At 35.1% G+C, this 25,103-nt stretch carries 24 protein-coding genes; 6 read left to right on the forward strand and 18 right to left on the reverse strand.

Going from position 1 to position 25,103, the window contains the following annotated elements; genetic code table 11:
* Positions 1-2: 2 nt before the first annotated feature.
* Positions 3-1,610 (forward strand): gliding motility protein RemB, encoded by a 1,608-nt coding sequence (locus tag ACFOWA_RS18070; protein ID WP_378987906.1) that lies wholly within the window; start codon positions 3-5, stop codon positions 1,608-1,610.
* 76 nt (positions 1,611-1,686) lie between these two features.
* Here ACFOWA_RS18070 and dxs read toward each other — a convergent pair whose 3' ends face one another.
* On the reverse strand, positions 1,687-3,615 hold the full coding sequence (gene dxs, locus ACFOWA_RS18075) for a 1-deoxy-D-xylulose-5-phosphate synthase (protein ID WP_378988919.1): 1,929 nt from the start codon (positions 3,613-3,615) through the stop codon (positions 1,687-1,689).
* A 1,243-nt stretch (positions 3,616-4,858) separates the two neighbouring features.
* On the opposite strand from dxs, the gene ACFOWA_RS18080 reads away from it, so the two are divergent.
* Together ACFOWA_RS18080 and glyA are read left to right on the forward strand one after the other, a co-directional pair.
* The gene (locus ACFOWA_RS18080) at positions 4,859-5,602 is read left to right on the forward strand and encodes a segregation and condensation protein A (protein ID WP_378988921.1); all 744 of its coding nucleotides are present in this window, start codon (positions 4,859-4,861) and stop codon (positions 5,600-5,602) included.
* A gap of 63 nt (positions 5,603-5,665) precedes the next feature.
* On the forward strand, positions 5,666-6,937 hold the full coding sequence (gene glyA / locus ACFOWA_RS18085; protein ID WP_378987909.1) for a serine hydroxymethyltransferase: 1,272 nt from the start codon (positions 5,666-5,668) through the stop codon (positions 6,935-6,937).
* A 268-nt stretch (positions 6,938-7,205) separates the two neighbouring features.
* On the opposite strand, the gene ACFOWA_RS18090 is transcribed toward glyA, so the two are convergent.
* The 8 genes from ACFOWA_RS18090 to ACFOWA_RS18125 all read right to left on the reverse strand — a co-directional run bounded on the left by ACFOWA_RS18090 (position 7,206) and on the right by ACFOWA_RS18125 (position 13,609).
* Complete coding sequence (locus tag ACFOWA_RS18090; protein ID WP_378987912.1) at positions 7,206-8,579, reverse strand: right-handed parallel beta-helix repeat-containing protein; 1,374 nt, start codon at positions 8,577-8,579, stop codon at positions 7,206-7,208.
* 18 nt (positions 8,580-8,597) lie between these two features.
* Complete coding sequence (locus tag ACFOWA_RS18095; protein WP_378987914.1) at positions 8,598-9,311, reverse strand: ComF family protein; 714 nt, start codon at positions 9,309-9,311, stop codon at positions 8,598-8,600.
* A gap of 101 nt (positions 9,312-9,412) precedes the next feature.
* Positions 9,413-10,474, reverse strand: a complete 1,062-nt coding sequence (rlmN, locus tag ACFOWA_RS18100; protein WP_378987917.1) for a 23S rRNA (adenine(2503)-C(2))-methyltransferase RlmN — start codon at positions 10,472-10,474, stop codon at positions 9,413-9,415.
* 1 nt (position 10,475) lies between these two features.
* Positions 10,476-10,757, reverse strand: coding sequence for a Txe/YoeB family addiction module toxin (locus ACFOWA_RS18105; protein WP_378987920.1), 282 nt, complete (start codon positions 10,755-10,757; stop codon positions 10,476-10,478).
* Positions 10,733-10,936, reverse strand: coding sequence for a DUF2683 family protein (locus ACFOWA_RS18110; RefSeq protein ID WP_378987923.1), 204 nt, complete (start codon positions 10,934-10,936; stop codon positions 10,733-10,735). Before ACFOWA_RS18110 ends, ACFOWA_RS18105 begins: the two co-directional genes overlap by 25 nt.
* A gap of 114 nt (positions 10,937-11,050) precedes the next feature.
* A complete protein-coding gene (gene rluF / locus ACFOWA_RS18115) occupies positions 11,051-12,022 on the reverse strand; it encodes a 23S rRNA pseudouridine(2604) synthase RluF (protein ID WP_378987926.1) in 972 nt (323 codons plus the stop codon).
* Positions 12,023-12,204: 182 nt separating this feature from the next.
* Positions 12,205-12,765: a DinB family protein gene (locus tag ACFOWA_RS18120; RefSeq protein ID WP_378987929.1), complete on the reverse strand. Its 561-nt coding sequence runs from the start codon at positions 12,763-12,765 to the stop codon at positions 12,205-12,207.
* Between the two features lie 154 nt (positions 12,766-12,919).
* Positions 12,920-13,609, reverse strand: coding sequence for a helix-turn-helix transcriptional regulator (locus tag ACFOWA_RS18125; RefSeq protein ID WP_378987932.1), 690 nt, complete (start codon positions 13,607-13,609; stop codon positions 12,920-12,922).
* Between the two features lie 159 nt (positions 13,610-13,768).
* Here ACFOWA_RS18125 and ACFOWA_RS18130 point away from each other — a divergent pair, with 159 nt between their 5' ends.
* Positions 13,769-16,249 carry a hybrid sensor histidine kinase/response regulator gene (locus ACFOWA_RS18130; RefSeq protein WP_378987935.1) on the forward strand — a complete coding sequence of 827 codons (2,481 nt, stop codon included), beginning with the start codon at positions 13,769-13,771 and terminating at the stop codon, positions 16,247-16,249.
* A 39-nt stretch (positions 16,250-16,288) separates the two neighbouring features.
* Here ACFOWA_RS18130 and ACFOWA_RS18135 read toward each other — a convergent pair whose 3' ends face one another.
* The 4 genes from ACFOWA_RS18135 to ACFOWA_RS18150 all read right to left on the reverse strand — a co-directional run bounded on the left by ACFOWA_RS18135 (position 16,289) and on the right by ACFOWA_RS18150 (position 19,082).
* On the reverse strand, positions 16,289-17,620 hold the full coding sequence (locus tag ACFOWA_RS18135) for a sigma-54-dependent transcriptional regulator (protein WP_378987938.1): 1,332 nt from the start codon (positions 17,618-17,620) through the stop codon (positions 16,289-16,291).
* Between the two features lie 66 nt (positions 17,621-17,686).
* Positions 17,687-18,001, reverse strand: a complete 315-nt coding sequence (locus ACFOWA_RS18140; RefSeq protein ID WP_378987941.1) for a hypothetical protein — start codon at positions 17,999-18,001, stop codon at positions 17,687-17,689.
* 147 nt (positions 18,002-18,148) lie between these two features.
* On the reverse strand, positions 18,149-18,463 hold the full coding sequence (locus ACFOWA_RS18145) for a hypothetical protein (protein WP_378987944.1): 315 nt from the start codon (positions 18,461-18,463) through the stop codon (positions 18,149-18,151).
* 250 nt (positions 18,464-18,713) lie between these two features.
* A complete protein-coding gene (locus ACFOWA_RS18150) occupies positions 18,714-19,082 on the reverse strand; it encodes a YccF domain-containing protein (protein WP_378987947.1) in 369 nt (122 codons plus the stop codon).
* 106 nt (positions 19,083-19,188) lie between these two features.
* Between ACFOWA_RS18150 and ACFOWA_RS18155 the strand changes: the two genes are divergently transcribed.
* Positions 19,189-19,542: a hypothetical protein gene (locus ACFOWA_RS18155; protein ID WP_378987950.1), complete on the forward strand. Its 354-nt coding sequence runs from the start codon at positions 19,189-19,191 to the stop codon at positions 19,540-19,542.
* Positions 19,543-19,638: 96 nt separating this feature from the next.
* On the opposite strand, the gene ACFOWA_RS18160 is transcribed toward ACFOWA_RS18155, so the two are convergent.
* Both ACFOWA_RS18160 and ACFOWA_RS18165 read right to left on the reverse strand, forming a co-directional pair.
* Positions 19,639-20,838, reverse strand: coding sequence for a DUF1501 domain-containing protein (locus tag ACFOWA_RS18160; RefSeq protein WP_378987953.1), 1,200 nt, complete (start codon positions 20,836-20,838; stop codon positions 19,639-19,641).
* Between the two features lie 76 nt (positions 20,839-20,914).
* On the reverse strand, positions 20,915-22,357 hold the full coding sequence (locus ACFOWA_RS18165; RefSeq protein ID WP_378987956.1) for a DUF1800 domain-containing protein: 1,443 nt from the start codon (positions 22,355-22,357) through the stop codon (positions 20,915-20,917).
* A gap of 73 nt (positions 22,358-22,430) precedes the next feature.
* Between ACFOWA_RS18165 and aat the strand changes: the two genes are divergently transcribed.
* Positions 22,431-23,060, forward strand: a complete 630-nt coding sequence (gene aat / locus ACFOWA_RS18170; RefSeq protein ID WP_378987959.1) for a leucyl/phenylalanyl-tRNA--protein transferase — start codon at positions 22,431-22,433, stop codon at positions 23,058-23,060.
* Between the two features lie 77 nt (positions 23,061-23,137).
* Here aat and ACFOWA_RS18175 read toward each other — a convergent pair whose 3' ends face one another.
* The 3 genes from ACFOWA_RS18175 to ACFOWA_RS18185 form a co-directional block, all read right to left on the reverse strand.
* The gene (locus ACFOWA_RS18175) at positions 23,138-23,920 is read right to left on the reverse strand and encodes a 3-keto-disaccharide hydrolase (RefSeq protein ID WP_378987962.1); all 783 of its coding nucleotides are present in this window, start codon (positions 23,918-23,920) and stop codon (positions 23,138-23,140) included.
* A 64-nt stretch (positions 23,921-23,984) separates the two neighbouring features.
* Positions 23,985-24,302 carry a YgaP family membrane protein gene (locus ACFOWA_RS18180; protein WP_378987965.1) on the reverse strand — a complete coding sequence of 106 codons (318 nt, stop codon included), beginning with the start codon at positions 24,300-24,302 and terminating at the stop codon, positions 23,985-23,987.
* Positions 24,303-24,620: 318 nt separating this feature from the next.
* Positions 24,621-25,007: a GxxExxY protein gene (locus ACFOWA_RS18185; protein ID WP_378987968.1), complete on the reverse strand. Its 387-nt coding sequence runs from the start codon at positions 25,005-25,007 to the stop codon at positions 24,621-24,623.
* Positions 25,008-25,103 lie beyond the last annotated feature (96 nt).

The raw sequence follows: 25,103 nt of genomic DNA on the forward strand, positions 1-25,103 counted from the left end.
TAATGAAGAAACTTTTACCTTTTTTGTTTTTTATGGGTGCTGTTGGTTCTGTAATGGCGCAATCGCAATATCAACCTCAGTCATATCAATTCTATCAAAAACTAAATAGAGAAGTTTATAATCCACAAACACGCTTTCATAGTAGTTTAAGACCCTTTTTCATTGACGACAGTTTATTGGTTGAGCATGGTAAGCAGCTTTTAAGTGTTGGCGTAGATTCATCAAGACAATCGTGGGTTGCAAGAAAAATTTTTAATGAGCATTTGATTGATTATCAAAACTCTGAATATACATTTTATGCTGATTTCTTGCCTGATTTCCAAATTGGTAAAGATTTTTCTGGTAAGCAAAATACTTGGTTAAACACCAGAGGATATCAAGTTGGCGGTACAATTGGTAAAAAATTCTCTTTTTATACAAGTGGTTTTGAGAACCAGGGTCAGTTTGCAAAATATTATACTAATTATGCCACAAGTAAAAAAGCTGTTCCGGGCCAAGCCTACAATAGAGATTATGGTGCAAACGCAGGAAAAACCTCTTTAGATTGGTCGTACGTTACAGCATTAATTTCTTATACACCAATTAAATATTTAAATGTTGCGGTTGGTTACGATAAGAATTTTATTGGTGATGGATATCGTTCGATGTTATTATCTGATAACTCAGCTCCGTATCCTTTCTTAAAATTAACAGGAAATTTAGGTAATGTACAATACATGGCGATGTGGGCGGCGATGCAAGATCCTAATTCGCCAAAACTATCTTACGAAGCCGGCAATAGAAAAAAGGGTGGTGTGTTTCATTATCTAGATTGGAATGTAAATAATAGGTTATCACTTGGTTTTTTTGATTCGATTATATGGGGAGAAACAGATGATTTAGGCAATGAAAGAGGTTTCGATTGGGGTTATGCTAATCCAATCATATTTCTTCGTCCGGTAGAGGCATCAAGTGGATCGCCAGATAATTCTCTACTTGGCTTAACTGCTAAATACGAATTGCATAAGCAAATTACTGTTTATGGACAATTTTCTTTAGATGAGTTTGAGGCTAAAAATTTCTTTTCCAGTAATGGAAGTTCAAGAAATAAATATGGCTGGCAATTGGGGATACGTGGGGCAGATGTTTTTAAGGTTGAAAATTTAAATTACCTTTTGGAATACAATACCGCAAAACCATACACTTATACTGGCAGAACAAATATTGTAAATTATGCTGCTCAAGGTGAGCCATTGGCACATCCATTTGGTGCTAATTTTAGAGAATTGGTTGGTATTGCAAATTACTCTTATAAACGATTTGATTTTACCGGACAATTAATGTACGCCAAATATGGTTTAGATTTAAATGGACAGGATTTTGGTAAGAATATATTTATCAACTATTTGGAGCCTGCCAAACAACTCGGTAATTATACAACGCAAGGTTTGCGAACTGATTTATATTACGCAGAAGCTAGAGCGGCATATATTATCAATCCAAGGTATAATTTGCGTTTAGAATTGGGAGCGATTTATAGGAAAGAAAGCAACGCTATAGGAACAAATAATACGGCTTTAATTACTTTCGGCTTAAGAAGTTCATTCAGGAATCTTTATACCGATTTTTAAGCGATAATAATAGTAAAATGAAACGCCATCTGGTTTTAACATCAGATGGCGTTTTTTATTATGTAGGATTTTGAAGTTATCCAACCATTGTATTTGTTGTGCGCTTAATAGCAACCTTTCTTACGGCTTCAATTATTGATGCTTTATCATAACCACATTCTGCCCAAAGCTCTGCTTGTTCACCATGATCAATAAACTGGTCAGGAATGCCCAAACGAATCACATTTGCATTGTAACTATTATCGGCCATGAATTCTAAAATGGCCGAGCCAACACCACCTTGCAAGGTGCCATCTTCTACAGTAATGATATGTTTGTATTTCGAGAATACTTCGTGAAGCATTTGCTCATCCAGTGGTTTAACAAAGCGTAAATCGTAATGTGCAGGGTAAATGCCTTCGCTATTTAATTCTGCTCTTGCTTCAACAGCGAAATTACCAACATGCCCAATTGTTAAAAGTGCAACTTCCTCACCATCGCAAATTTTTCTACCTTTTCCAATCTCTAGCGTTTTAAAAGGTCTTTTCCAGTCGGGCATAACCCCGTTTCCACGTGGGTAACGAATTACAAAAGGACCTGCATTTTCCTGCTGGGCAGTAAACATGAGGTTTCGGAGTTCTTCCTCATTCATTGGTGATGAAACCACTAAATTCGGAATGCATCGCATAAAAGCAATATCATAAGCACCATGATGCGTTGCGCCATCAGCACCAGCTAAACCAGCTCTATCTAAACAAAAAACTACGTTTAATTTTTGAATAGCCACATCATGAATTACCTGATCGTAAGCCCTTTGCATAAAGCTAGAGTAGATGTTGCAAAAAGGTACCAAACCTTGTGCTGCTAATCCGGCAGAAAAAGTTACGGCGTGTTGCTCTGCAATGCCTACATCAAAAGCACGGGTTGGCATTGCTTTCATCATAATGTTTAATGATGAGCCTGATGGCATTGCAGGTGTTATGCCTACAATTTTATCATTGGCTTCAGCAAGTTCAACCATAGTGTGTCCAAAAACATCCTGGTATTTTGGTGCCTGCGGTTTATCTTGAACACTTTTTTTAATTTCTCCGGTTATTTTATCAAACAAACCTGGTGCATGCCATTTGGTTTGATCTTTCTCTGCCAAAGCAAAGCCTTTACCTTTTACGGTAACACAATGCAGTAATTTTGGTCCAGGAATATCTTTCAAATCTTTAATTATTGCTGCCAAACGCTTAACGTCGTGACCATCAACAGGACCGAAATACCTGAAATTTAAAGATTCGAACAAATTGCTTTGTTTAAGCAATGTTCCCTTAATACTTTTTTCTATCTTTTTAACATACTTATGTGCGTTAGGTCCAAGTTTTGAAAGACCGGCAAGTACGTTTGAAATATCATCGCGAAAGCGATTGTAAGATTTTGAGGTTGTAATGTTTGTTAAATATTCTTTTAGCGCTCCAACATTTGGGTCGATGGACATGCAGTTATCATTCAAAATAACTAAAACATTGCTGTTTTCGATTCCCGCATGGTTCAAGCCTTCAAAAGCCAAACCAGCTGTCATTGCGCCATCGCCAATTACGGCAACATGCTGCCTGTCTTTTTCTCCTTTAATTTGAGAAGCAACTGCCATACCAAGTGCTGCCGATATAGAGGTTGAAGAGTGCCCTACACCGAAAGTATCGTATTCGCTCTCGCTAATTTTCGGGAAACCACTTATACCTTTATAAATACGGTTTGTATGGAAAAGTTCGCGGCGGCCAGTTAAAATTTTATGTCCGTAGGCTTGATGACCAACATCCCAAACCAATTTATCGTAAGGTGTGTTAAGGGCGTAATGTAGTGCCACAGTTAATTCAACAACGCCTAAACTAGCGCCGAAGTGACCACCGTTAACACTTACCACATCGATAATGTATTGACGTAATTCCTGGCTTATTTGCTCTAAGTCAGCTTCGCTATATTGCTTTAAATCAGCAGGATAGTTTATTTTAGATAATAGGGGACCAGCTTTTACTTGCATTCGGTATTTTGGAAAAGAAACAAGATACAAAGAAAGGTAATTTTGTGCTAATTTTTTTAAAAAAAATGTAATAACAACAACCTCCAAATCGCATTTTGAAATCGTTATTAATCGTAATTGAATTGGCATATTTTTGTTTAGAAGCGCAGGGTTAGTGCAGAACATTAAATGCGTTCCCGTTTTACGCTTTACTACGCTAACAGCCGAAATGGCTGTTGCTACGTGCTCGCTGCAACCGGGGCTAATTTGCAAATGTAGTGTTCCATTTTAATGGTTTGCATGCTGTACAATCTTTTGTTTGTAAACCTGATTGCAGTGTAAAGCCCGCAAGCGAGGTACGAGTGCGGACTTGAAACGTAAAGCAGGACTGCAAACCGCCAAAAGCACTAAATGTTCATTTCCAAAATAATTTTAAACTGGTTTATATATGCCGAGAGGTCTATACTTTTTTTTGCAGCGCAAGGATGGTGCAAGAAACTAAATTTGCTCCCGTTTTACGCTTTACTGCGCTAACAGCCGAAATGGCTGTTGCTACGTGCTCGCTGCAACCGGGGCTAGTTTTCAAAAGCTGTGTTCCATTTTAAGGGTTTGCATGGTGCAAAACCTTTGTTTGTAAACCTGTAATCACAACCTCCAAATAGCATTTTCAAATCGTTAGTCATCTTAACTGAATGTGATATTTTATTCAGAAGCGCAAGGCTTATGCAAGAAACTAAATTTGTTCCCGTTTTACGCTTTACTACGCTAACAGCCGAAATGGCTGTTGCTACGTGCTCGCTGCAACCGGGGCTAGTTTGCAAAAGCTGTGTTCCATTTTAATGGTTTGCATGGTGCACAATCTTTTGTTTTTAAACCTGATTGAAATGAAAAGCCCCAATTTTTCATTGGGCTTGAGATGTAAAGCAAGACTGCGAATCGCCAAAAGCACTGAATGTTCATTTCCAGAATAATTTTAAACTGGTTTATATATGCCGAGAGGTTTATATTTTTTTACAGCGCAATGTTTGTCCAAAAAACTAAAAAAGCTGTGTTCCATTTTAAGGGTTTGCATGGTGGACAAGCCTTTGTTTTTAAACCTGATTGCAGTGTAAAGCCCGCAAGCGAGATACGAGTGCGGACTTGAAACGTAAAGCAGGACTAAAGTCTGCCAAAAGGTAGAAACATTCATTTTCTAAATGATTTTTAAGCTTTTAATCATATTTAAAAAAACAGATATTCATTTTTTATTATGTTTGCTATAGCGATGCAGGCACAAAATTTTGAAATCAAACTTCCGGTTTTTGAAGGTCCGTTCGATTTGTTGTTATTTTTTATAGAGCGTGATGAACTGAATATTCAGGATATTGAAATCTCGAAGATTACAAATGATTTTCTGGCTTACATTCACCAGCTATTGGCGTTAAATGTAGAGGTCGCAAGCGAGTTTATATTGGTTGCAGCAACTTTGATGCGCATTAAATCGAAAATGCTTTTACCAAGGATAGAAATTGATGAGGCGGGGAATGAACTAAATCCTGAACAAGATTTAATTGCCCGACTGATTGCCTACAAACAATTTAAGTCTGTTGCCGAAGAACTTAAAGTTTTTGAAGAATCGAGAATGCAACAAGAGCGGAGAGGAAACATTGAATATGATTTGTCTTTAGCCGCAGAATCATCTACCCATCAGGACGAATTGTTATCGCTGGATTTATACAAGCTATTGATGGTTTATCAAAGAACCATACAGAAATATGAAATTCGTAGTCAGGAAGTAAAGCATACGGTTATTCAATATCCTTACACCATTGAACAGCAGAAGCATTTTATTGCCAATTTATTAAACATTAATGAGCAGATTGATTTTGCTTTGGTGATGAAAAACTCTGAAAATAAAGTGCATTTCGTTTACAATTTTTTAGCGATTTTAGAAATGCTTCAACAACAAATCGTGGAGATAACCATTGGAAGCGGCTTTAATAACTTTAATGTAAAAGCAACAGCTTAATAGGGCCTTAATTAGCTTCAATTTTCTTACTTTTGCCACAAAAAATAACAAACCTATATAAGGATGAAACGCGATAACCAAATTTTTGAACTTATTGATAAGGAATTAGACCGCCAAGAGCATGGTTTAGAGCTTATTGCATCAGAAAACTTTGTAAGCAAGCAGGTTATGGAAGCTGCAGGCTCCGTATTAACCAATAAATATGCTGAAGGCTTACCTGGAAAACGCTATTACGGTGGCTGCCAAGTGGTAGATGTAGTGGAGCAAATCGCTATTGATAGGGCTAAACAATTATTTGGTGCAGCATGGGTAAATGTACAACCTCACTCAGGTGCACAGGCAAATGCTGCGGTTATGCTTGCTGTTATCCAACCTGGTGATAAAATTTTAGGTTTCGATTTATCTCACGGTGGACATTTAACGCATGGTTCTCCAGTAAACTTTTCTGGGAAATTGTATCACCCATTTTTTTATGGTGTAGATAGAGAAACTGGTTTAATTGACTATAAAAAATTAGAAGAAGTTGCACTTGCTGAAAAGCCGAAGTTAATTATTTGTGGTGCTTCTGCTTATTCTCGCGAATGGGATTATGCTTTCATCCGTTCGGTTGCTGATAAAATTGGTGCATTGGTTTTGGCTGATATTTCTCATCCGGCAGGTTTGATTGCAAAAGGATTGTTGGCAAACCCGCTTCCACATTGTCATATTGTAACTACTACAACACATAAAACTTTACGTGGTCCGCGTGGTGGTATGATTATGATGGGACAAGATTTCGAAAATCCTTGGGGATTAAAAACTCCTAAAGGTGAGCCACGCATGATGAGCAACCTATTAGATATGGCTGTTTTTCCAGGCACACAAGGTGGTCCGTTAGAGCACATTATTGCTGCTAAAGCCATTGCTTTTGGCGAGGCTTTAAGCGATGAATATGGAGATTACATAAAACAAGTTGCTGCCAATGCACAAGCAATGGCAAAAGCTTTTGTAGCCAAAGGTTATGGTATCATTTCTGGCGGTACGGACAATCATTTAATGTTGATTGATTTGCGCAATAAAAACATTACTGGCAAGGTTGCAGAAAATGCATTAGAAAAAGCAGAAATTACGGTTAACAAAAATATGGTGCCGTTTGATGATAAATCTCCATTTGTAACTTCTGGTATTAGAGTTGGTACAGCTGCAATTACAACACGCGGCTTAAAAGAAGCTGAAATGGCTAAAATTGTTGATTTAATTGATCAGGTTTTAACTAACCCAGAAGATGAAGCGAATTTAAGTGCTGTTAAAGCAGAGGTTATTAACTTAGTAAGTGCTTTTCCACTTTACAAATAATCTATCTTTTTAAGATTATAAGGAGCCTTGCGATTATTTGTAAGGCTCTTTTTTTTATACCTTATTACATTTGGATTTTACTTCTAGCATCTTTGCTCTTTCTCAAAATATTATCCTAAAATCCCTAAATCCTAGAAATCTTATTTTAAAAAGTAAAGGGCCGATATTCTTTTGAAGAAATATCGACCCTTACCATCTAAATTAACGCTCTCACTTATATAAACTCATTCGGTAATTAATTGTTTTAAATCATTTAAGAAAAGACAAATTAATTTTCGAAACAACCGATTGTTGAAGGGAAAACTCTAGGTTTGTTATTTAAATCTACACTTAAATATGTGGTAAAATATTGGTCCTTAGATAAATCAATCCCTTTTTTAATGGCAACGCTTGAAGCTGAAACATTATAATTTTCTAAACTAAATGAATTAAATAAAGGATCAGAATTGATGAGATTTCCGTTTTGGTTATAACTTGAGCTGCTCGTTTTAATCAAGTTGTTAAAAATATTTAGTTGAACAATAGCCGAAGTTTTCTTCATAATATCCAATTCATTGTTTAAACTACCCCAAATAATATTGTTTGCTAATTCGATTTGAAGTTTGTTGTAAGCCTTGTTATTCAGGTAATCAGAAAAAGTTAATGCTGCTGTCTTCCGTGGAAAGTTAGGATTAAAACCTGCAAAAGTATTTTGTTTAATGTTGTAATTACCGCCTCCAATAGCGTAAATTAAGTAGTTGCCACAATTGTAAAATAAATTATTAAAAGCTAAGAGTTCAGAATGGTTGCCTACGTATGCAGCTACCTGCATGTTTTTGATAACGCAATTGCTTACAATAAGTTTGGATGAAGAATTTACTGAAAGTGAATCGGAGGTTATGCCTACCGATGCATTTTTTATAGTAGCGTTCTTTATTAAGCCATTGCCAGTTTTATTGATGTAAATGCCTTTCCATTGTCCTGGTTCATTGCTGTAAATGGTTTCTAATCTATCGCTGCAAAATAAAATTGGTTCGGCATAATTGCCACTTGCATTCAAAAATCCCTCAATGTTCATCTCCGCATCTTTATGGAAATAGATTTTAGCTCCCGGCTGGATGGTTAATGTTGCTCCGTTCAGAATGTTAATTGTGCCATTAATGATATATGGCAGATTTTTATTCCAGGTAGTATTCGTATTTATGATTCCATTATTAATAAAGACCGCATTTTGCCCATAAGCTAAAAGTTGAATGGTCTGTCGGTTACCGTTGGATGAAATTATTATCGAATCTTGAACCAGAAAGGGTGTGGTTTTAGCATCTGGATTGATGGTAACCTTGACAAATATATTAAGCGAATCTTTACCGTTTAAAATTAAATTATTTCTTGAGGATAAATTTAGCCCGTTAATATTTAATGCAAAAGGAGAGGACGCTCCGCCAGAAAGTTTGATTTCGGAAATATTTAATGCTTCGTTATTTTTATTTAGAATTTTAATATTTTTTGTAGTTGAACCAATGGAAGTGAAAATAGTATCGAATAAAATGCTGGTGTTGGATATTGTAAGTTTGGTGTTTACATCCGTAGAAATGCGTTCATCTTTACGGCAACCTGAAACAAGTATTATTAAGGTAATTAAGCTATAGTAAAATGACCGCATGTATCAAATATGAGAAAATTATTCGGCGAAAGCCAAAGCGGCAATACTAACTTTAGTAGCACCGCTTTCAATAAGTACATTGGCACATGCTTCGAGTGTGGCACCTGTGGTAATCACATCATCAACCAATAAAATGTGTTTGCCGATGATGCTTTGGACTTTATTGGTTTTAAAAACCGACTTCATATTTTCATATCGGTTATACCTACTTTTTTTGGTTTGACTTTCAGTAGAAATCGCCCTAATTAGAGTGGACTCATCAAATAAAACATCCATTTTTTCTGCTATTCCCTCTGCAATGTAACTGCTCTGGTTGTAGCCTCTTAGCCGTAGTTTTTTATGATGCAATGGAACAGGAACAATTAAATCTACATCATTATAAAGCGGACTGTTTTTTAATCTTTCTCCAAGCAGATTGCCTAAATATATGCCAACATCTGTTTTGCTATTGTATTTTAAGCTGTGAATTAAATTTTGAACTTTGGCACCTTTTCTAAAATAAAGCATTGCCATTGCTGCATTTAAAGGCAACCTTCCCCATAGCTGTTTAGCAACCCGATTTTCAGGATGGATGTGGTAATCTGTAAAAGGTAAATCGTACAAACATTTAGTACAGATAATCTTTTCGTTTTTAAAGAGTGGAATTCCACAGGCATTACAAAAGTTTGGGAATAGCAATCCAATTAAATCATTGCCCCAATGTTTAAATGTAGAACTAATATTTGCCTTCATGAACAATATTTTATCGAGCTGTTTTGCTAAATAAATATAATGTGTTTACCGGCTTATTCAAAATTATATGCCTTAATGATGAAAAAAGAAGAGCAAGAAACTTATGCTTGAGCTTCTTCTTTTACAGCGAGTTGGCCACAAGCGGCATCAATATCTTTACCGCGACTACGGCGAATGTTGGTATTAATTCCCTGAGATTTAAGATAGTTTGAAAAGGCATCAATTTTATCGCCTTCGGCATTGGTAAAATCAGCAAAAGAAATGGGGTTATATTCTATTAAATTTACTTTGCAGGGAATGTGCTTGCAAAACTTAGCTAAATCCATTGCATCAGAAATTTCATCATTGAAATGATTAAAAACAATGTATTCGTAAGTAACCGGATTTTTGGTTTTGGCAAAATAATATTTCAATGCATCAGCTAATGCTTTTAAAGTATTTGCTTCGTTAATGGGCATAATTTCGTTACGCTTTTTATCATCAGCAGCATGCAGCGAAAGCGCAAGATTAAACTTTGCGCCATCATCGCCAAGTTTTTTAATCATTTTTGCAATACCAGCCGTTGAAACCGTAATTCGTTTATAGCTCATATTTAATCCATCTGGAGCAGTAATGCGTTCTATGGATTTCATCACATTTGCATAATTTAAAAGCGGCTCGCCCATACCCATATACACAATATTGGTAAGCGGATTATTGTAGTTTTGTTTGGCCTGTTTATCAATTAAAACAACTTGGTCGTAAATTTCATCGGCATTTAAGTTACGCTTACGATCCATATAACCTGTTGCACAAAATTTACAGGTTAAACTGCAGCCAACTTGCGAACTTACGCATGCTGTCATTCGGTCTTCCAAAGGAATTAAAACACCTTCAACAATATTTCCATCTGCAAGGCGAAAAGTGTTTTTTATGGTATGATCGTTACTAAATTGAGAATTATTTACCTGAACAGCATTAATGGAAAAATTTTCATCTAATGATTTGCGTAAATCTTTCGAAAGATTGCTCATTTCATCAAAACTGGTTGCCGATTTCTCCCAAAGCCATTGATAGATTTGCTTAGCTCTAAATGCAGGTTGCTTCATAGCCATTAATAGCTGTTGCAACTGTAGCAAATCTAATGAGCGGATATCGGTTTTTTTTGCTGTTTTCTCTAACATTTTATTTATCACTGTAATGACCCATTGCGGCAATAATGAAAACAGTAACAATGTTTTCATCAACTCTATAAACCATCCTATCTTTTTGGTTTATTCTTCTAGCCCAAAAGCCCGTTAATTCATGTTTTAATAACTCAGGATTGCCTACACCTTGATAAGGTGTTTCCGTAAGTTCTAAAAGAATCTTTTCAATTTTTTTAATGCTAGCAATATTGCCTGATTTGTAATGTTTTCGGAGATGAGTTTCTGCTAATTCTTCTATTTCAACCGTAAACTTCCCCATACATCATTAGGATCAATAGTTTTAAAATTTGCTCTTTTCTCAGCCATCTCAATCATTTTAACAAATTCTGGATTATACGAACTTTTTTCTATTTTAGTTTTAACCTTCAAAGCTTTAGCAACGGCTTTTAATGCAGCCATTTGCTCTTTATTTTCGGGGTAGATAATTAATGCTTCCATATTTATAGTTATTTGCTGCCAAACAATTTATACAAAGGTACTAAAAAGCTTTTAAGCTGAAAGATATTAGCTTAAAGCAACCTTTTGAAAGTCAGAAATTTACAATTTATTGGCTTATCTTCCTTTTTGTCTGCCACTAGGTTTCCCTGCAGATTTACCTTTTACTGGTCTGGCATTTCGGTTAGAGGATGTATTTTTATTTGCCGGTTTGGAAGATGAATGACCAGGTGTTTTTTTTCCAGTTGATTTTTGTGCAGGTTTTGATGGTTTAAAGGCTTTTTTCGGTTGTTCACTTTTTTTTTCCGAAATTTCTTCCCAAGAGTTCGTTTTCTTTTTGGTGTTTTTTGGCTTAGCAGCCGCTTCCGAAGATGATTTTTCGACACTTTTCATAATGCCGTTCATTTCTTCATCAGTAAGTTCTCTAAATTCTCCTGTAGGGATTCCTTTCAGGTTAATATTCATAATTCTGGTGCGTTCTAACTTGGTAACTTCATATCCAAAATGTTCGCACATTCTTCTAATTTGCCTGTTTAAACCCTGAATTAAAATAATATTAAAAACAAAAGGAGCAACCTGCCGAACTTTACATTTACGCGTATTAACGCCTAAGATAGGCACGCCATTGCCCATTTCGAAAATAAAATCTTCGGTAATTGGTTTGTTAACAGTAACCAAATATTCTTTTTCGTGTTTGTTACCAGCTCTTAATATTTTATTTACAATATCACCATTGTTGGTTAAAAAGATCAAACCAGAAGAATCTTTATCCAATCGACCGATTGGAAAAATACGTTCGCTATGATTTACATAATCTACAATATTATCTTTGATATTAGACTCTGTTGTACTGGTTATTCCAACTGGCTTATTAAACGCCAATAAAATAAAATTCGATTCTTCTTTTGGTTCGATGTTGTGGCCATTTACCATAACCTTATCTCCAGGCAAAACCTGGTCGCCAATTTTGGCCCGCTTACCGTTTATAAAAACTGTACCTTTCTCGATAAATCTATCTGCCTCTCTGCGAGAGCATAATCCGCTTTCGCTGATAAATTTATTTAAACGAGTTGCAGAGTTGTTATTCATGCTGCAATTTTACGGAATTAATTGCTTAATTAACCAAAAGGGTGTATGGTTAAATGGATTTAAATATATTGCCACGGAAGCACAGATTAACAAAAAAAAAATTTATCTTTTCTTCTGAGACCTCTGTGCTTCTGTAGCAAAGGTGAACCTATACTTAAAGTTTTTTTTGTGGTTAAGAATAATTAAAAACTTTGGTCGTCGGCACTTGGGCCATAACTACCAGGAATTGGGATGTTTAATAACCTTAAGTAAACGCCTAATTGTGCTCTATGATGGATAATCTGGCTAAATGCTATTCGCATCATTTCGTATCGGGTCCAGTCGCCCAAAACCTGTTCTCCATTTCTTAAAATCCATTGTTCATCAAAACAGCTTGGCTGTGCTTTTTCCAATTCAGCTTTTCCACTTTGATAGCTGGTTTCCAAAAGTTTCATTAGATCGTCCGTGTTTTCGATTTTTTTTTCTTCGTAAGGTGCAGTTGCAAAATCTAACCCATCTGCTGTGAAAGCCATATTTACCCATTCTGGTAACTCGGCAATATGGCTAGCCAACGATTTCAATTTCATGCTTTTTTCATGTGGAGCCCAATCAAATTTATCGACAGGCACAAGTGCGATAAATTTTTTAGTGGTGTTAAATTCGCTTTCGAATTCTTTCAGTAATGCTTTAATGATGTCCATATTTTGTTGATTAGATTTTTCCATTGTATTTATTTCCATTAATAGTAGGTCGGTTATACTCATGGTTTTGAATTTTGTTTCTACAAAGAAAATATGGCGGAGTGACAACCCTATGGCAGCGTGAAATTTGAAGAAAAAATATTTAACTTTTAGCTATAATTAATTTGCTAAGAATAAGATTCTAAAATCAACAGGTCCGGTTAAATGCTGTATAAACCTAAAAATTTACAGGTAACATGCTCATATAGTTACTCAGCGGCATGTGTTCTGTTTTTAAAAATGGCTTTTCGTAATTCTTAAGACAAACAATTCGAGTTAAGTTAAAATCGCGGTATTGATTTCGATAATGGCACCAAGCAATTAAATGCCAACTGAAAGCGTAGAATATTAAACCAATAGGTTCAACTTCTCTTTTGCTGGTTTCGTCTTTGGCATTTTTATATTCCAGTTCTATTATATTCTTTTCGGTTATGGCGTTTTGAATAAGCGAAAGGTATTCGTAATTGAACCTTAAACGTTCAGGAATTTGTAATCTAATGTGCTGGTTCATCTTTTCCAGCTTCTCTTTTTGATTGGTTTTTAAAACTGCTTTTACTTTTGTTAGCGCTGCGGTGTAATGTGTTCGAATCGAATTATCTGCAAAACCATTAACTAAACTCTCTACAAGAAGCAATGCATTTGCCTCATCCATGTTAAAAGAAACTGGTGGTAAGAAATATACTTGCACCAAAAAATAACCCTTGGGCTGTTCAAAACCTACCGGGATTCCTTGTTCCTGCAAAGCCTTAACATCGCGATAAACCGTACGAATGCTAATATTAAATCTTTCTGAAATTTTCTCCGCAGAAATATATTTCCTTGATTGTAGTAAAGTTAATATTCCGAAAAGACGATCTATACGATTCATGTAGTTTTGGCTTGGTTAAAATTAAAGAAAAATGCTAATGATCCTTGAGTAAATTTGATATGATAATGGAAAATCTCCTTGGTATGTTATTTGTTCTATCTACAGATATATGTCTTCTGGGCGAAAAACTCGTTAATACATATAATCATTCTTTAATTAATGGCAGCTGTAATTCAAAAAAAATTCTTCAGGGCAATAAAAAGTAAGGTAATAATTGGGTTCGTGTTTGCCTGTTTTGCTTTGTTATTGGCTTGGGGTATAAGCAAATTTGCCTTTACCAGAATGCTAAATACGGTTGAAGAAATTTCTGCACCAAACGACAGACTTAGAATTGTAAATGATTTATCTCATAAAATAGCAAGGCTAGACCAATTACAGCGTGATGAAGCCTTTAGTAAACAAGGCAATAATAGTTTTCTAAAAGAATCAAGAAAATTAAGAGCAAGTTTAGATACTTTAAAAGCGCTTTATGCCAATGATTCATTACAGCTTTCTCGCATAAAATCAATAAGAAGCTTACTTGTAGAACGCGATAAACAATTTATTTCATACCTCCAGGTGCGTGAAACTCTGGTTAATACCAAATCTTTTTCTAACGAAGTTAAGAAGCTTAATGCATTGGTTGCAACCCGTTCGAGGCAAACGGATAGTGCTGTATTAACTACTGAAACTACAACTTCAACAACCACAGTTGCTCCAGAAGATGCAGAAAAATCGAGAGGGTTTTTGAGCAAACTTTTTGGGAAAAAGAAAGCTGATGTTTACAAGATAATTAATGAAGAATTTAAGGTTAAACGTGATACACTAAATGCCCGGGCCGAAGATAGCGTGATGAAAAGCATGACCGGCTCTTTAAAAAATATTGAACTGGAACAACGGCAGAAAAGTCAGAAATTTTTGAAACGGGAGGCCGAATTATCTACTGCGAGTAATGCTTTAACAAGCCAAATGCTGCAAATTTTAAGGGAGGTTGAAGGACAAGCAGTTGCACAGGTTGATTTGAACGGTATTCAGGCTAAGCAAGTTGTAAATGATGGCATAACGCAAATTACAGTGATAATAATTGCCTTCTTTTTAATAACCGTAATTTTGTTGTATTTGATATTAACAGATATTACCAAAAGCAATAAATATCGGAAACAACTAGAATTGGCAAAAGATGAAGCCGAATATCATGGAAAGGCGAAACAAAGGTTTTTATCTAACATGAGCCACGAAATTAGAACGCCTTTACAATCTATTTTAGGCTATGCCGAATTAATCTCTCAGCAAGATAATCCAAAGAAGAAAGACGTGGATGCAATTTATAAATCCTCTATTCATTTGCTTCAGATTGTTAACGAGGTGTTGGATTACAATAGAATTATCTCTGGCGAGTTTAGCTTTAACAACCAAGTTTTTAGCATAAAAAAAGTTTTAGATGAAGTAGTTTCCGTTATGCGCCCGCTTGCCGAACAAAAATCGCTTAAACTTATTGCTGATTTGGATTTGGGAGCAATTGAATTTGTAAAGGGCGATGCATTTAGGCTAAAGCAGGTTCTATTTAATTTACTGGGTAATGCTGTTAAGTTTACATTGAAAGGTGAAATTCTGCTATCTGTTGTGTGTAAGAAACAAGATGATGATTTGCACTTTAACTTTACGATACAAGATACCGGTATTGGCTTTGCTGAAACAGACATTACAAAAATATTTAATGAGTTTGAGCAGATCGAGTCGCCAGAGAAATACATAATAAACCAAACCGGAACGGGTTTGGGTTTAACAATTGTGAAATCGCTAATAGAAAATCAATGCGGCAGAATTTATGTTAAGAGTAAACCAGGCAAAGGAACCACTTTTAGCATTTATTTGAAATATGAATACACGGATGAGGTTATTAATGATACAATTGATTTTGAACATTACACCATTACAAATTCTGGAAGTGTATGGGTAATTGATGATGATAAACTAATTTTAGAATTATGTGGATTAATTTTCGAGAAAAATAACATTCCATTTAAAAGCTTTAGTCAGGTTGCTGACATTCTACAAGAAGAGCCCTTACCTAACTTAAAATATGTTTTGATAGATATGCGCTTGCCTGAAATGACAGGCTTGGAACTTTGCCATATTTTGAAGAAAAAGCTTCCTGAAAATATTAAGTTTTATGCCATTACTGCCCAGGTTTTACCAGAAGAAAGGGAAATGGTGTTATGCGAAGGTTTTGATGGATTGATTATGAAACCATTCAGGACTATCGATTTGCTATCCATATTTGATAAAAAGAAAATATTGGTAGAGCTGCCCGAGTTTGATTTATCATCTATCGAAAAAATGACCTTTGGAGACCAACAAATGTTAGCTAAAATTTTAAATAGATTTAAGCAAGATTGTATTGATGATGCAGCTGAATTGAAAATCCAACTTGCTAATCAAAACAAAGATAAGTGTCGTTTAATTGTGCATCGCCTTGCAGGCCGAACAGCCCAAATGGGTTCTAAAACTTTAGCTACAGCATTTAGATTGTTAGAAATGGATATTGCCGAAAAAGGTTTAAATGATTCTATTACACAAGAAATTTTTAATCAATTAGAGAAATTAGATGGTTTAATTTCTGTTTTGGGTGAAATGGAGCCTGAAGCAGAACACTTATAATGTATCGATTATTTTGCTTGAAGGAATATCAAGGATATTTTATTCAATCCCATATCGCTCCATTTTTGCATAAAGGGTTTTTCTATCAATATTAAGCATTTTAGCTGCTTTTGATTTATTGTGTTTTACTTTATTTAATGTTTCTGTGATGATGTTTTTTTCGTTCTGTTCGTTAACAGCTTTTAAATCTGACGAACTTCCGGGTAATGTTTGTTGATTTACAGAAATCATCATTTCATCGGGCAATGCACTTACTTGAGCAATATCATTTGGCGTTAATAAAACCATGCGTTTAATTACATTACTAAGCTCACGTAAGTTGCCAGGCCAATCGTAGTTTAATAGAAGTGATTTTGCTTCTGCAGAAATGCCTTTAACGTTTCTATCTAAATTGCGGTTGGACAAATCAATAAAGTGGTTAATAAATAATTCTAAATCATTTCCTCTATCGCGAAGCGCCGGCAATTGGATTTTAAATTCGTTTAAACGATGATATAAATCCTCTCGAAATTCGCCAGCAGAGATACTGCTTAACAAATCATCATTTGTAGCCGTAATTATTCGAACATCAACAGGTATTTGTATTGTGCTTCCTAAAGGCTGAATTATCCTTTCCTGTAAAACACGAAGTAATTTTATTTGAACCTCATAAGTTAAATTTCCTACCTCATCAAGAAATAATGTACCACCATCGGCAGCTTCAAATTGCCCTTTTTTGTCGTTTAAGGCACCTGTAAATGCACCTTTCACATGTCCAAATAATTCACTTGCTGCCAAATCTTTCGATAGTGCACCACAATCAATTGCAATAAAAGGCTTATCAGCCCGCTTGCTCTGTTGGTGCAGTGTTCTTGCTGCAAACTCTTTACCTGTTCCGCTTTCGCCCTGAAAAATTACCGACATATCAGTAGGTGCAACCAATGCAATGTGTTCATATAGCCTATCAGAAGTTGCACTTTTTCCTTTTATAAAATCAGTTTCAGTTTCTAATGTATTAACGCTTTTAGCATCTCCTTTGGTTAAAGAACTTTTAATAACCATTAAAAGCTCGTCGGGATTTACAGGCTTAGTAATGTAATCGAAAGCACCCATTTGCATCGATTTAACAGCCGTTCGAACATCATTAAAACTCGTCATGATGATGATTGGCGTAGAGTGACCGAGATTACGGGAATGTGTAATTAATTCAAAACCTATTCCGTCAGGCAATCGATAATCTACCAAAAGCAAATCGAATTGTTGATTTTCGATTAGTTTTAGGGAAGGCTTAATGTGGGTTACAAGCGTAACTTCATGGTAGTTTTTTGTTAAAAAACCTTCTAGTAATTGAGCAAAAGTTGTGTCATCTTCTAAAATCAGGATTTTCGCCATACAACAAAAATAAGAAAAGCCAGACAAAGTCTGGCCATTCTTGTAAGGTAGATGTATTTTTGGGATTTATTGAACTGGTTTACCTTCTTTATCAATTTTTACAGAACCCGTTTCTGCCTCTTTTTTAACATTGATAAGGTAATATTCTTTTGTGCCCTCTTTAACAGACCAAGCTTCGGTTGCTGTCCAGCCTTTGTAAGCATCAGATTTTAAAGCTGTTGTTACAGGTGCTGGTAATTCTTCTAACTTTACTGGGGTTTTAACTGCACTATCTTGAACTGCAACAATCGCAGTATTTTTTATTGTATTTACTTCACTTGCTTGTACTGCTGAGAATCCGGCAAAAGCGAAAAACGCAGCTGATAAAATTAATTTTTTCATTATCTATTATTTTGGTTTGATGAAATTGAAACCATCATGATATTAAATTTTGCATTGATATCATGATGGTTTCTTAGTTTTGGTTCTGTCACAATCCCCCAAGATTGTGATTTGTTGATTATGCTATTGAAAGCGTTAATTTATTGATTATTGAACTGGCTTGCCATCTTTGTCAATTTTCACAGAACCCGTTTCGGCTTCTTTTTTAACATTAATCAGGTAATATTCCTTTGTTCCTTCTTTTACGGCCCATGCCTCTGTTGCAGTCCAGCCTTTATATGCATCAGATTTTAATGCCGTTGTAACTGGCTCTGGCAATTCTTCTAATTTTACTGGTGTTTTAACCGTGCTATCTTGAACTGCGGTAATTGCAGGATTTTCGATTGTGTTAACTTCACTTGCTTGTACTGCTGAGAACCCTGCGAACGCTAAGAATGTAGCTGATAAAATGAACTTTTTCATAGTATGATTTTTAAAATTTAATGTCTAATTGTATTTGCTATTGTTTCATAATGATGCCAAAGGCATCTAAAACTTTAATACATTAGTTATCAAATGTTTATAAATATACTTGCAAAACAAAAGTGTAGAGTTTCTCTACAGGTTGGGTGTAATGGTAACAATCTATTGCTAAATCGAATCAATCATTAAAGAAGTTTTATCTAATGCGTAAAAGATTATATGCAGAGCTTTTAAATCTTACTCGACTTATTTATGATATCGACTTTCCGAAAGGCGTAAAGGCTAAATTCATCAGTTTAAAATGCTGGCGGCCGAAAGGAATGCCTACAATTGTGATGCACAATAAAATGCCGAAGATAAAATGAGTTAATGATATCCAAATGCCTCCACAACAAATCCAAATGATGTTCATTATTGTGGATAGACAGCCTGTGTTTGATGATGTATCGGATATTTTAACGCCAAAAGGAGCCAAACCAGCGATTGCGAATTTAAAGCATTGTATGCCAAAAGGAATACCAACTATGGTAAGACAAAGGATTAAACCAACTATTATGTATTCAAAAAAAATAAAGATGCCTCCAAAAATAATCCAAATGATGTTACCTAAAAAATTCATGATGCTTTTTAGGTTAAGATTGAGTGAGGATGATTTTGTTACATTTCAATATAATGAGCAAAGAATATTATTTTATAATTTAGGGTACACACAAAAAAACCTTATTATGAAAAAATTTCTTCTCCTACCGACTGCGGTCGCGTGCATTGCTTTTTCCAGCGCAAAAGCTCAAAATGTTAACAAAGTTAAATTAAATGACATTACTACTCCATACATAGAAATTTCTGCTGACCGACAGTATTTTAGCCGAAAAACCGGAATAATTTTAGAATATGGGCAGAAAATCGAATATGGTGACGATGCGTTAATTAGAGATGACAACGGGAAAAAGCTTGAATTTAATTCTTTACTAGATTGTGCAAATAAAATGAAGAATTATGGATATGAAATTTTTTTAATAAGAGAAGTTCAGAATGGAAAGGATTCAAGCTATACAAAATATCTGCTAAAAAGAAAATAGCGAGATTGCTTTTGTTTCCCGCAGATATTCTCGTCACCACGCTTCTGTGAAAATCTGAGTTTTTATTAGCGGAAATCTGCGGGAAAAGCTAAAAGCCTAAATAAAATCCAAAGTATTAAACTTTTTAGTTAATATATCGGCATTATTAACATCCAGCCATTTATCTAAAATGGTTCCATAAACTTGTCTAAAATCCAATTGATATTTTAAATCACCAGTATCTAAATCGCTAAGATTTGGTGCCGCATTAAATATTCCTTGTTTCTTTAATCTGCCTCCGAAAATGAACATATTATTAGCGGTTCCATGGTCTGTTCCATTGCTTGCATTTTGTTCAACTCTTCTGCCAAACTCTGAGAAGGTAACTACTAAAGTATCTTCTAATTTATTATTTGTTTTCAAATCTTTCAGAAAAGCGGCCATACCTTCACTATATTGTTTCAGTAAATTTCCTTGTTGCTGAATTTGATTTATATGGGTATCAAAACCACTAAGTGAAACATAGTAAACTCTTGTTTTTAAACCTGAAGAAATGAATTTTGAAACCGTTTTCAGTTGATTTGCAAAACCAGATTGTGGGTAAACAGCTTTATTTTGATAAACTTTTGATGTGTTTTGAATATAATTTGCTGATGACGATGTTTCGATCATTGTTTTATACAAATAGCCCAAATTATCCTCATCTAAATGTTCTTTATCATTTTGAAGCATTGCTTTAAAAAATGGATTGTTTGTATTGCGATACAATGCTGCGGGATCCTTCAAAGCAATTCCTTTTTTAGTTTGTCCTTTCATGGCAAGCGAGAGCGAATCATCAACCTCAATTGCGGTGTACGGGTATTTACAGGTTTGACAGTTGCTGTCCAAATAGCGACCAATCCAACCAGTTGATAAAAACTGGTTGCTTTCGCTTCCGGTTTGCCAAATATCCATAGAGCGGAAATGAGAACGATCCGGATTTGGATAGCCAACATCATTTATTATGGTCATCCATCCTTGGTCGTGAATTTCTTGCAAAGCGGCCATATTTGGGTTTAAGCCTTGCATATCATTTAGTTTTATAATTTGCTCGGGCTTAATGGCAATGCCTTTTCTTTTTTGATAGTAAATGTCGTTGCCATAAGGTACAACAGTATTTAACCCGTCGTTCCCACCAGAAAGCTGTACAACCACTAAATTTTTATACAAACTCAATTCATCAAGTGCCATTGCTTCAAGCGGTTTCATAAACGCAGGAACAAACAATGAACCCGCTGCAACAAAACCTGTATTTCTTAAAAAACTTCTTCTATCCATCTTATTATATTTTTAATTGAAGGTCAACTTATTTGAAAAGAAATTTCCTTCTAATGGTATATCACTATTTAATAAATTAACAAAGTTGATATTCGGGCATGCTGGTTAATTCAACTGATGTGCTTTTTAAACCTTTATTATCACCAATCATTCCTATTATTTTTTCATTTAGCTTTGGCTGAAGTAAAAATTCGGCAAGTTCTACTGGCTTAATTCCTTTTGGAAGTGTGCCTAAAAATTTAGGCCAGTCTGCTTTTGCATCTACATAAGATTTTGGTTTAATTTTAGTGTTTGCATTAATGGTAGCCGTTCTACTTTGTGCAATAACAGCTTCATCTTCAGGGTCAGCTTTTCCGCTAAAATCAATCTCACCATCATTTAAAACTAAAGAAGGAATGCGCATTCTTAACATTAACGAAGAGCTATCAATCCAGCTTTGTCCGCCCGGCCAGCCCGCTACATTTGGCGGGTTAAATAGATATTGCCCCAAACTACTTTGCAGCTGAATTAGCACCTGCGTTTTATTATAAGTAACATAAAATTCTCTGCTTAAACCAACCAAAAACTCGGCAGGCGATTTAATTTTTGTACCTATATTTTCAGATTTGTAAAACCAATCGGCAGTAAACATTTTTTTCATTAGCTCAGAAATATCATATTTAGAGTTAAAAAAATGTGTTGCCAATTCTTTAATATTTGCTTCATTTGGGTTATCGTTTACAAAAAATTTGTAAACCTTTCGCGATATAAATTCTGCAGTTTCAGGCTTATCTAAAATGATATCGATGATGTTTTCGCCATCAAAATTTCCTGTTTTGCCAAAAAAGGTTTTAGTTCCTGCATCATGAAAATTTGGTCGAAAGATAAATGAGCCATCTTTATCGTACATCCATCCGGTAAACGAACGGGCTGATTCTTTTATGTCCTGTTCCGAATAATTACCTCGTCCTAAGGTGAATAATTCCATCAGTTCCCTAGCGAAATTTTCGTTCGGTTTTCCTTTTCGGTTTTGCTGGTTATTTAAATATTGAAGCATTGCCGGCGATTGCGATACTTCAAGTAGTAAGGTTTTAAAGCTTCCTAATGCATTTTTTCTTTGGATGTTATTGAGCTGTTGTGCGAACATTGGGTTGTTGCTTCTGCAGGCAAAATGACCATGCCAAAACAAGGTCATTTTTTCGCGAAGCGGATGCTCCGTATTAATCATTTTCTCTACCCAGGCTATATTTAAATCGCGACTTTTTTCGTTCTGCATTCGAACAATTTCTTGGCGCTGTTTTTTTTCTTCATCCGTTAAATCTTTCTTTGCATATAAGCCTGCTTGCATTAAAAGTTGTTGCTTAGAGGCAACATTATCTATTAGTGTAATTTCATCGCTTTGCTTAGGTTCTTTGAATAATCCATCAACTACTCTATCTAAGTTTTTACGACTAAGTTTATGTAAATCGTTATAAGAAATACCAAAGCCAGCACGGTTGTAAAGGTGTTTTACTTTGTAGAAATTATCTTTAGGACTCATAATGATGATTTTAGTAGTATGACTTATTTTAAACGCCGTGGTTTAATCTTTGTTACAATTTGTACTTTTGAAGATGTTTTTTCAACTGCCAGATAACGAACTTAGTTTCCCTAATCCTGCCTTGGCAGATGAAGATGGTTTACTTGCCGTAGGTGGAGATTTGAGTTTGGAAAGATTGCTTTTAGCATATTCTAACGGAATATTTCCCTGGTTTAGTGAAGATGATCCAATACTTTGGTATGCTCCGCACCAACGATGTGTAATTTATCCAGATAAAATTAAAATAAGCAAAAGTATGAAGAAGGTAATCATCTCAGGAATGTTTAAGGTTACCACAAATACTGCTTTTGTTAAGGTTATAGAAAATTGTGCTTCAACACCTCGAATAGGGCAGGATGGAACCTGGATAACCAATGAAATGCAGGAAGCCTATATAAATTTGCACGAAAATGGTTTTGCCCACAGCGTTGAAGTTTGGCTTAATGAAAAACTGGTGGGTGGTTTATATGGTTTAAAAATAAACAATGTTTTTTGTGGTGAAAGCATGTTTAGCCATGTTAGTAATGCATCTAAAGTTGCTTTGGTTTATTTAAGTAAATCTGGAGTAGATTTGATTGATTGTCAGCTACCAAACGATCATTTATTAAGTTTGGGTGCCGAAATGATTAGCAGAGAGGCTTATTTGAACCTTCTACAAATATGATGGTGAAATAAAAGCATTAGTAATAAAAAAACCTGCAACGCTTAGCATTGCAGGTTTTTTTTATGTTTTAAATTAGATTATAATTCTCTAACCCAAATATTTCTAAAGCTTATAGCCGGGCTTGGGTCACCATGATCTTGTAATTTAATAGATGCCGGACCATGCTTTTTGTATTGTGGTGCACCAATGTATCTGGTTTCGCCTTTTAAAACAAGTCCATTTTGAAGTAAAACACCATTTAAAAATAACGTAACGCTTGCAGGTTTTAATAAGCTTCCATCTTCATTAAATCGAGGAGCATTCCAGATGATATCATAATATTGCCACTCTCCGGGTTTTTTATTTGCATTGGCTAGCGGTATTGCTTGTTTGTAAACACTACCTGTCTGCCCGTTAACATAGGTTTTGTTGTTATACGCATCCATAATCTGGATTTCATAACCTTCATCGCCACCACCTGTTGATGCTAAAAATACACCACTGTTACCACGTGCTTGCCCTTCGCCAGTAATATTTGCTGGAATTTTCCATTCCATGTGTAATTGGTAATCGGTAAACTTTTTATTGGTTTCTATGTTACCAGTTCCTTTTTTTACCGTAAAAAAGCCATCATCAACTGTCCAGGCTGCAGGTTTACTAGGGTCTTTTACAGAATGCCAAGCATCTAGATTTCTACCATTAAATAATACAATAGCATCAGAAGGAGCTTCTTGAGGTAAATTTCCTGGTGTTACAGATTTTGGTACAGGAGCCCAAACTTCAGTAGTTTTTGGATCTTTTGCCGGATCGATTTTTTTATCCTGTGCCATTGCTTGCACAGAAAAAAATGCCGGGATAAATAATAACGCGTATTTGCTCATAATTAAAGATTAACATTTAAAGTTAACCGATTTATTAGTAAACCAAAATATAGTGAGCAAATTTTTATATTGGATCGTTAACAACATACGTTTCAGTTACAACAACTTCATCAGGAATTAAATCTTCTTCCTCTTGTTGAGATAACTCACGAACCGGGCAATAACCTGTAATGCCTCTGTATAATAAACCTGCACCAATTGCAGCGCCTGTTAAACCAATAACTGGATGAGAAAACAGCCCTGTGATACCCTTATACAACAAATAGGTGCCTGTTGCACCAGAAAGCCAACGTTCCGTACGACTAACATTTTGATAAAGCTCTGGGTATTTCCAAGCTTCTTTCACATTGTGTATTGTGTTGTTTAAATCTTCGTTTGTCATGATAGTAATCTTTATTTAATAGTATAACAGATTAAAAGTAAATGAGTTTTACGTTAATTAAAAAGTTTTGAAGTTATTGATTGCTTTTGTTTTGCCGCCGGAACAATGATCTTTGCAGAGATACTAAATACTTGTTTCTTTTGCCACAGAAGCACAGATTTTCACGGAATATGTAATTGAAAAAACTTTTACCACAGGAATATCAATGTTTAGTTAGATGATGAATAAGTTAAAATGAATTATATTTTTGCCACAGAAACACAGATTTTCACGGTGTATGTAATTGAAAAAAAACCGTTAACCTCAGATAGAAATGAACTACAAAATAACTCTTTTAATTTCTAAACTTGCTTTCCCGAAGTTTAATATTAAGCCTACTTTACAATCTGAGCATTTTAGATAATTCAATGTTTGTGCTAAATCTTCATTTGCAATTCCACTTTTAGATTTTATTTCCAAGATAACGGAATCAAATATTATTAAATCTGCGTAGAAATGATGGGCTAAACGTTCACCTTTGTAATAAACAGGGTATAGTTTTTCTCTTTCATAGTAATAACCTCTACTATCCAATTCCAAGCAAAGGGCATCTTTGTAAATGATTTCGAGAAATCCACAGCCAAGGTTTCGATGAACCTCAATCGCTGCTCCAATTATTAAATCCGTTTCTTTTTTTAAGGGGAAATCGCAATCATTTGTACTCATATATTATCATTAAATTTCAAACCTGGATGTTATTGATTTAATAGGGAGTACTTCATTATGTGTAAATTGCCTCTCCACAAAGATAATTCTGCGGAA

This window comes from Pedobacter lithocola, assembly GCF_042650845.1.
GTDB classification, from domain to species: Bacteria; Bacteroidota; Bacteroidia; order Sphingobacteriales; family Sphingobacteriaceae; genus Pedobacter; species Pedobacter lithocola.

Excerpts from the sequence above, each read along its gene's own strand:
- ACFOWA_RS18070 (WP_378987906.1), top strand. The coding sequence starts at position 3 with ATGAAGAAACTTTTACCTTTTTTGTTTTTTATGGGTGCTGTTGGTTCT.
- dxs (WP_378988919.1), bottom strand. The coding sequence starts at position 3,615 with ATGCAAGTAAAAGCTGGTCCCCTATTATCTAAAATAAACTATCCTGCT.
- ACFOWA_RS18080 (WP_378988921.1), top strand. The coding sequence starts at position 4,859 with ATGCAGGCACAAAATTTTGAAATCAAACTTCCGGTTTTTGAAGGTCCG.
- glyA (WP_378987909.1), top strand. The coding sequence starts at position 5,666 with ATGAAACGCGATAACCAAATTTTTGAACTTATTGATAAGGAATTAGAC.
- ACFOWA_RS18090 (WP_378987912.1), bottom strand. The coding sequence starts at position 8,579 with ATGCGGTCATTTTACTATAGCTTAATTACCTTAATAATACTTGTTTCA.
- ACFOWA_RS18095 (WP_378987914.1), bottom strand. The coding sequence starts at position 9,311 with ATGAAGGCAAATATTAGTTCTACATTTAAACATTGGGGCAATGATTTA.
- rlmN (WP_378987917.1), bottom strand. The coding sequence starts at position 10,474 with ATGTTAGAGAAAACAGCAAAAAAAACCGATATCCGCTCATTAGATTTG.
- ACFOWA_RS18105 (WP_378987920.1), bottom strand. The coding sequence starts at position 10,757 with ATGGGGAAGTTTACGGTTGAAATAGAAGAATTAGCAGAAACTCATCTC.
- ACFOWA_RS18110 (WP_378987923.1), bottom strand. The coding sequence starts at position 10,936 with ATGGAAGCATTAATTATCTACCCCGAAAATAAAGAGCAAATGGCTGCA.
- rluF (WP_378987926.1), bottom strand. The coding sequence starts at position 12,022 with ATGAATAACAACTCTGCAACTCGTTTAAATAAATTTATCAGCGAAAGC.
- ACFOWA_RS18120 (WP_378987929.1), bottom strand. The coding sequence starts at position 12,765 with ATGAGTATAACCGACCTACTATTAATGGAAATAAATACAATGGAAAAA.
- ACFOWA_RS18125 (WP_378987932.1), bottom strand. The coding sequence starts at position 13,609 with ATGAATCGTATAGATCGTCTTTTCGGAATATTAACTTTACTACAATCA.
- ACFOWA_RS18130 (WP_378987935.1), top strand. The coding sequence starts at position 13,769 with ATGGCAGCTGTAATTCAAAAAAAATTCTTCAGGGCAATAAAAAGTAAG.
- ACFOWA_RS18135 (WP_378987938.1), bottom strand. The coding sequence starts at position 17,620 with ATGGCGAAAATCCTGATTTTAGAAGATGACACAACTTTTGCTCAATTA.
- ACFOWA_RS18140 (WP_378987941.1), bottom strand. The coding sequence starts at position 18,001 with ATGAAAAAATTAATTTTATCAGCTGCGTTTTTCGCTTTTGCCGGATTC.
- ACFOWA_RS18145 (WP_378987944.1), bottom strand. The coding sequence starts at position 18,463 with ATGAAAAAGTTCATTTTATCAGCTACATTCTTAGCGTTCGCAGGGTTC.
- ACFOWA_RS18150 (WP_378987947.1), bottom strand. The coding sequence starts at position 19,082 with ATGAATTTTTTAGGTAACATCATTTGGATTATTTTTGGAGGCATCTTT.
- ACFOWA_RS18155 (WP_378987950.1), top strand. The coding sequence starts at position 19,189 with ATGAAAAAATTTCTTCTCCTACCGACTGCGGTCGCGTGCATTGCTTTT.
- ACFOWA_RS18160 (WP_378987953.1), bottom strand. The coding sequence starts at position 20,838 with ATGGATAGAAGAAGTTTTTTAAGAAATACAGGTTTTGTTGCAGCGGGT.
- ACFOWA_RS18165 (WP_378987956.1), bottom strand. The coding sequence starts at position 22,357 with ATGAGTCCTAAAGATAATTTCTACAAAGTAAAACACCTTTACAACCGT.
- aat (WP_378987959.1), top strand. The coding sequence starts at position 22,431 with ATGTTTTTTCAACTGCCAGATAACGAACTTAGTTTCCCTAATCCTGCC.
- ACFOWA_RS18175 (WP_378987962.1), bottom strand. The coding sequence starts at position 23,920 with ATGAGCAAATACGCGTTATTATTTATCCCGGCATTTTTTTCTGTGCAA.
- ACFOWA_RS18180 (WP_378987965.1), bottom strand. The coding sequence starts at position 24,302 with ATGACAAACGAAGATTTAAACAACACAATACACAATGTGAAAGAAGCT.
- ACFOWA_RS18185 (WP_378987968.1), bottom strand. The coding sequence starts at position 25,007 with ATGAGTACAAATGATTGCGATTTCCCCTTAAAAAAAGAAACGGATTTA.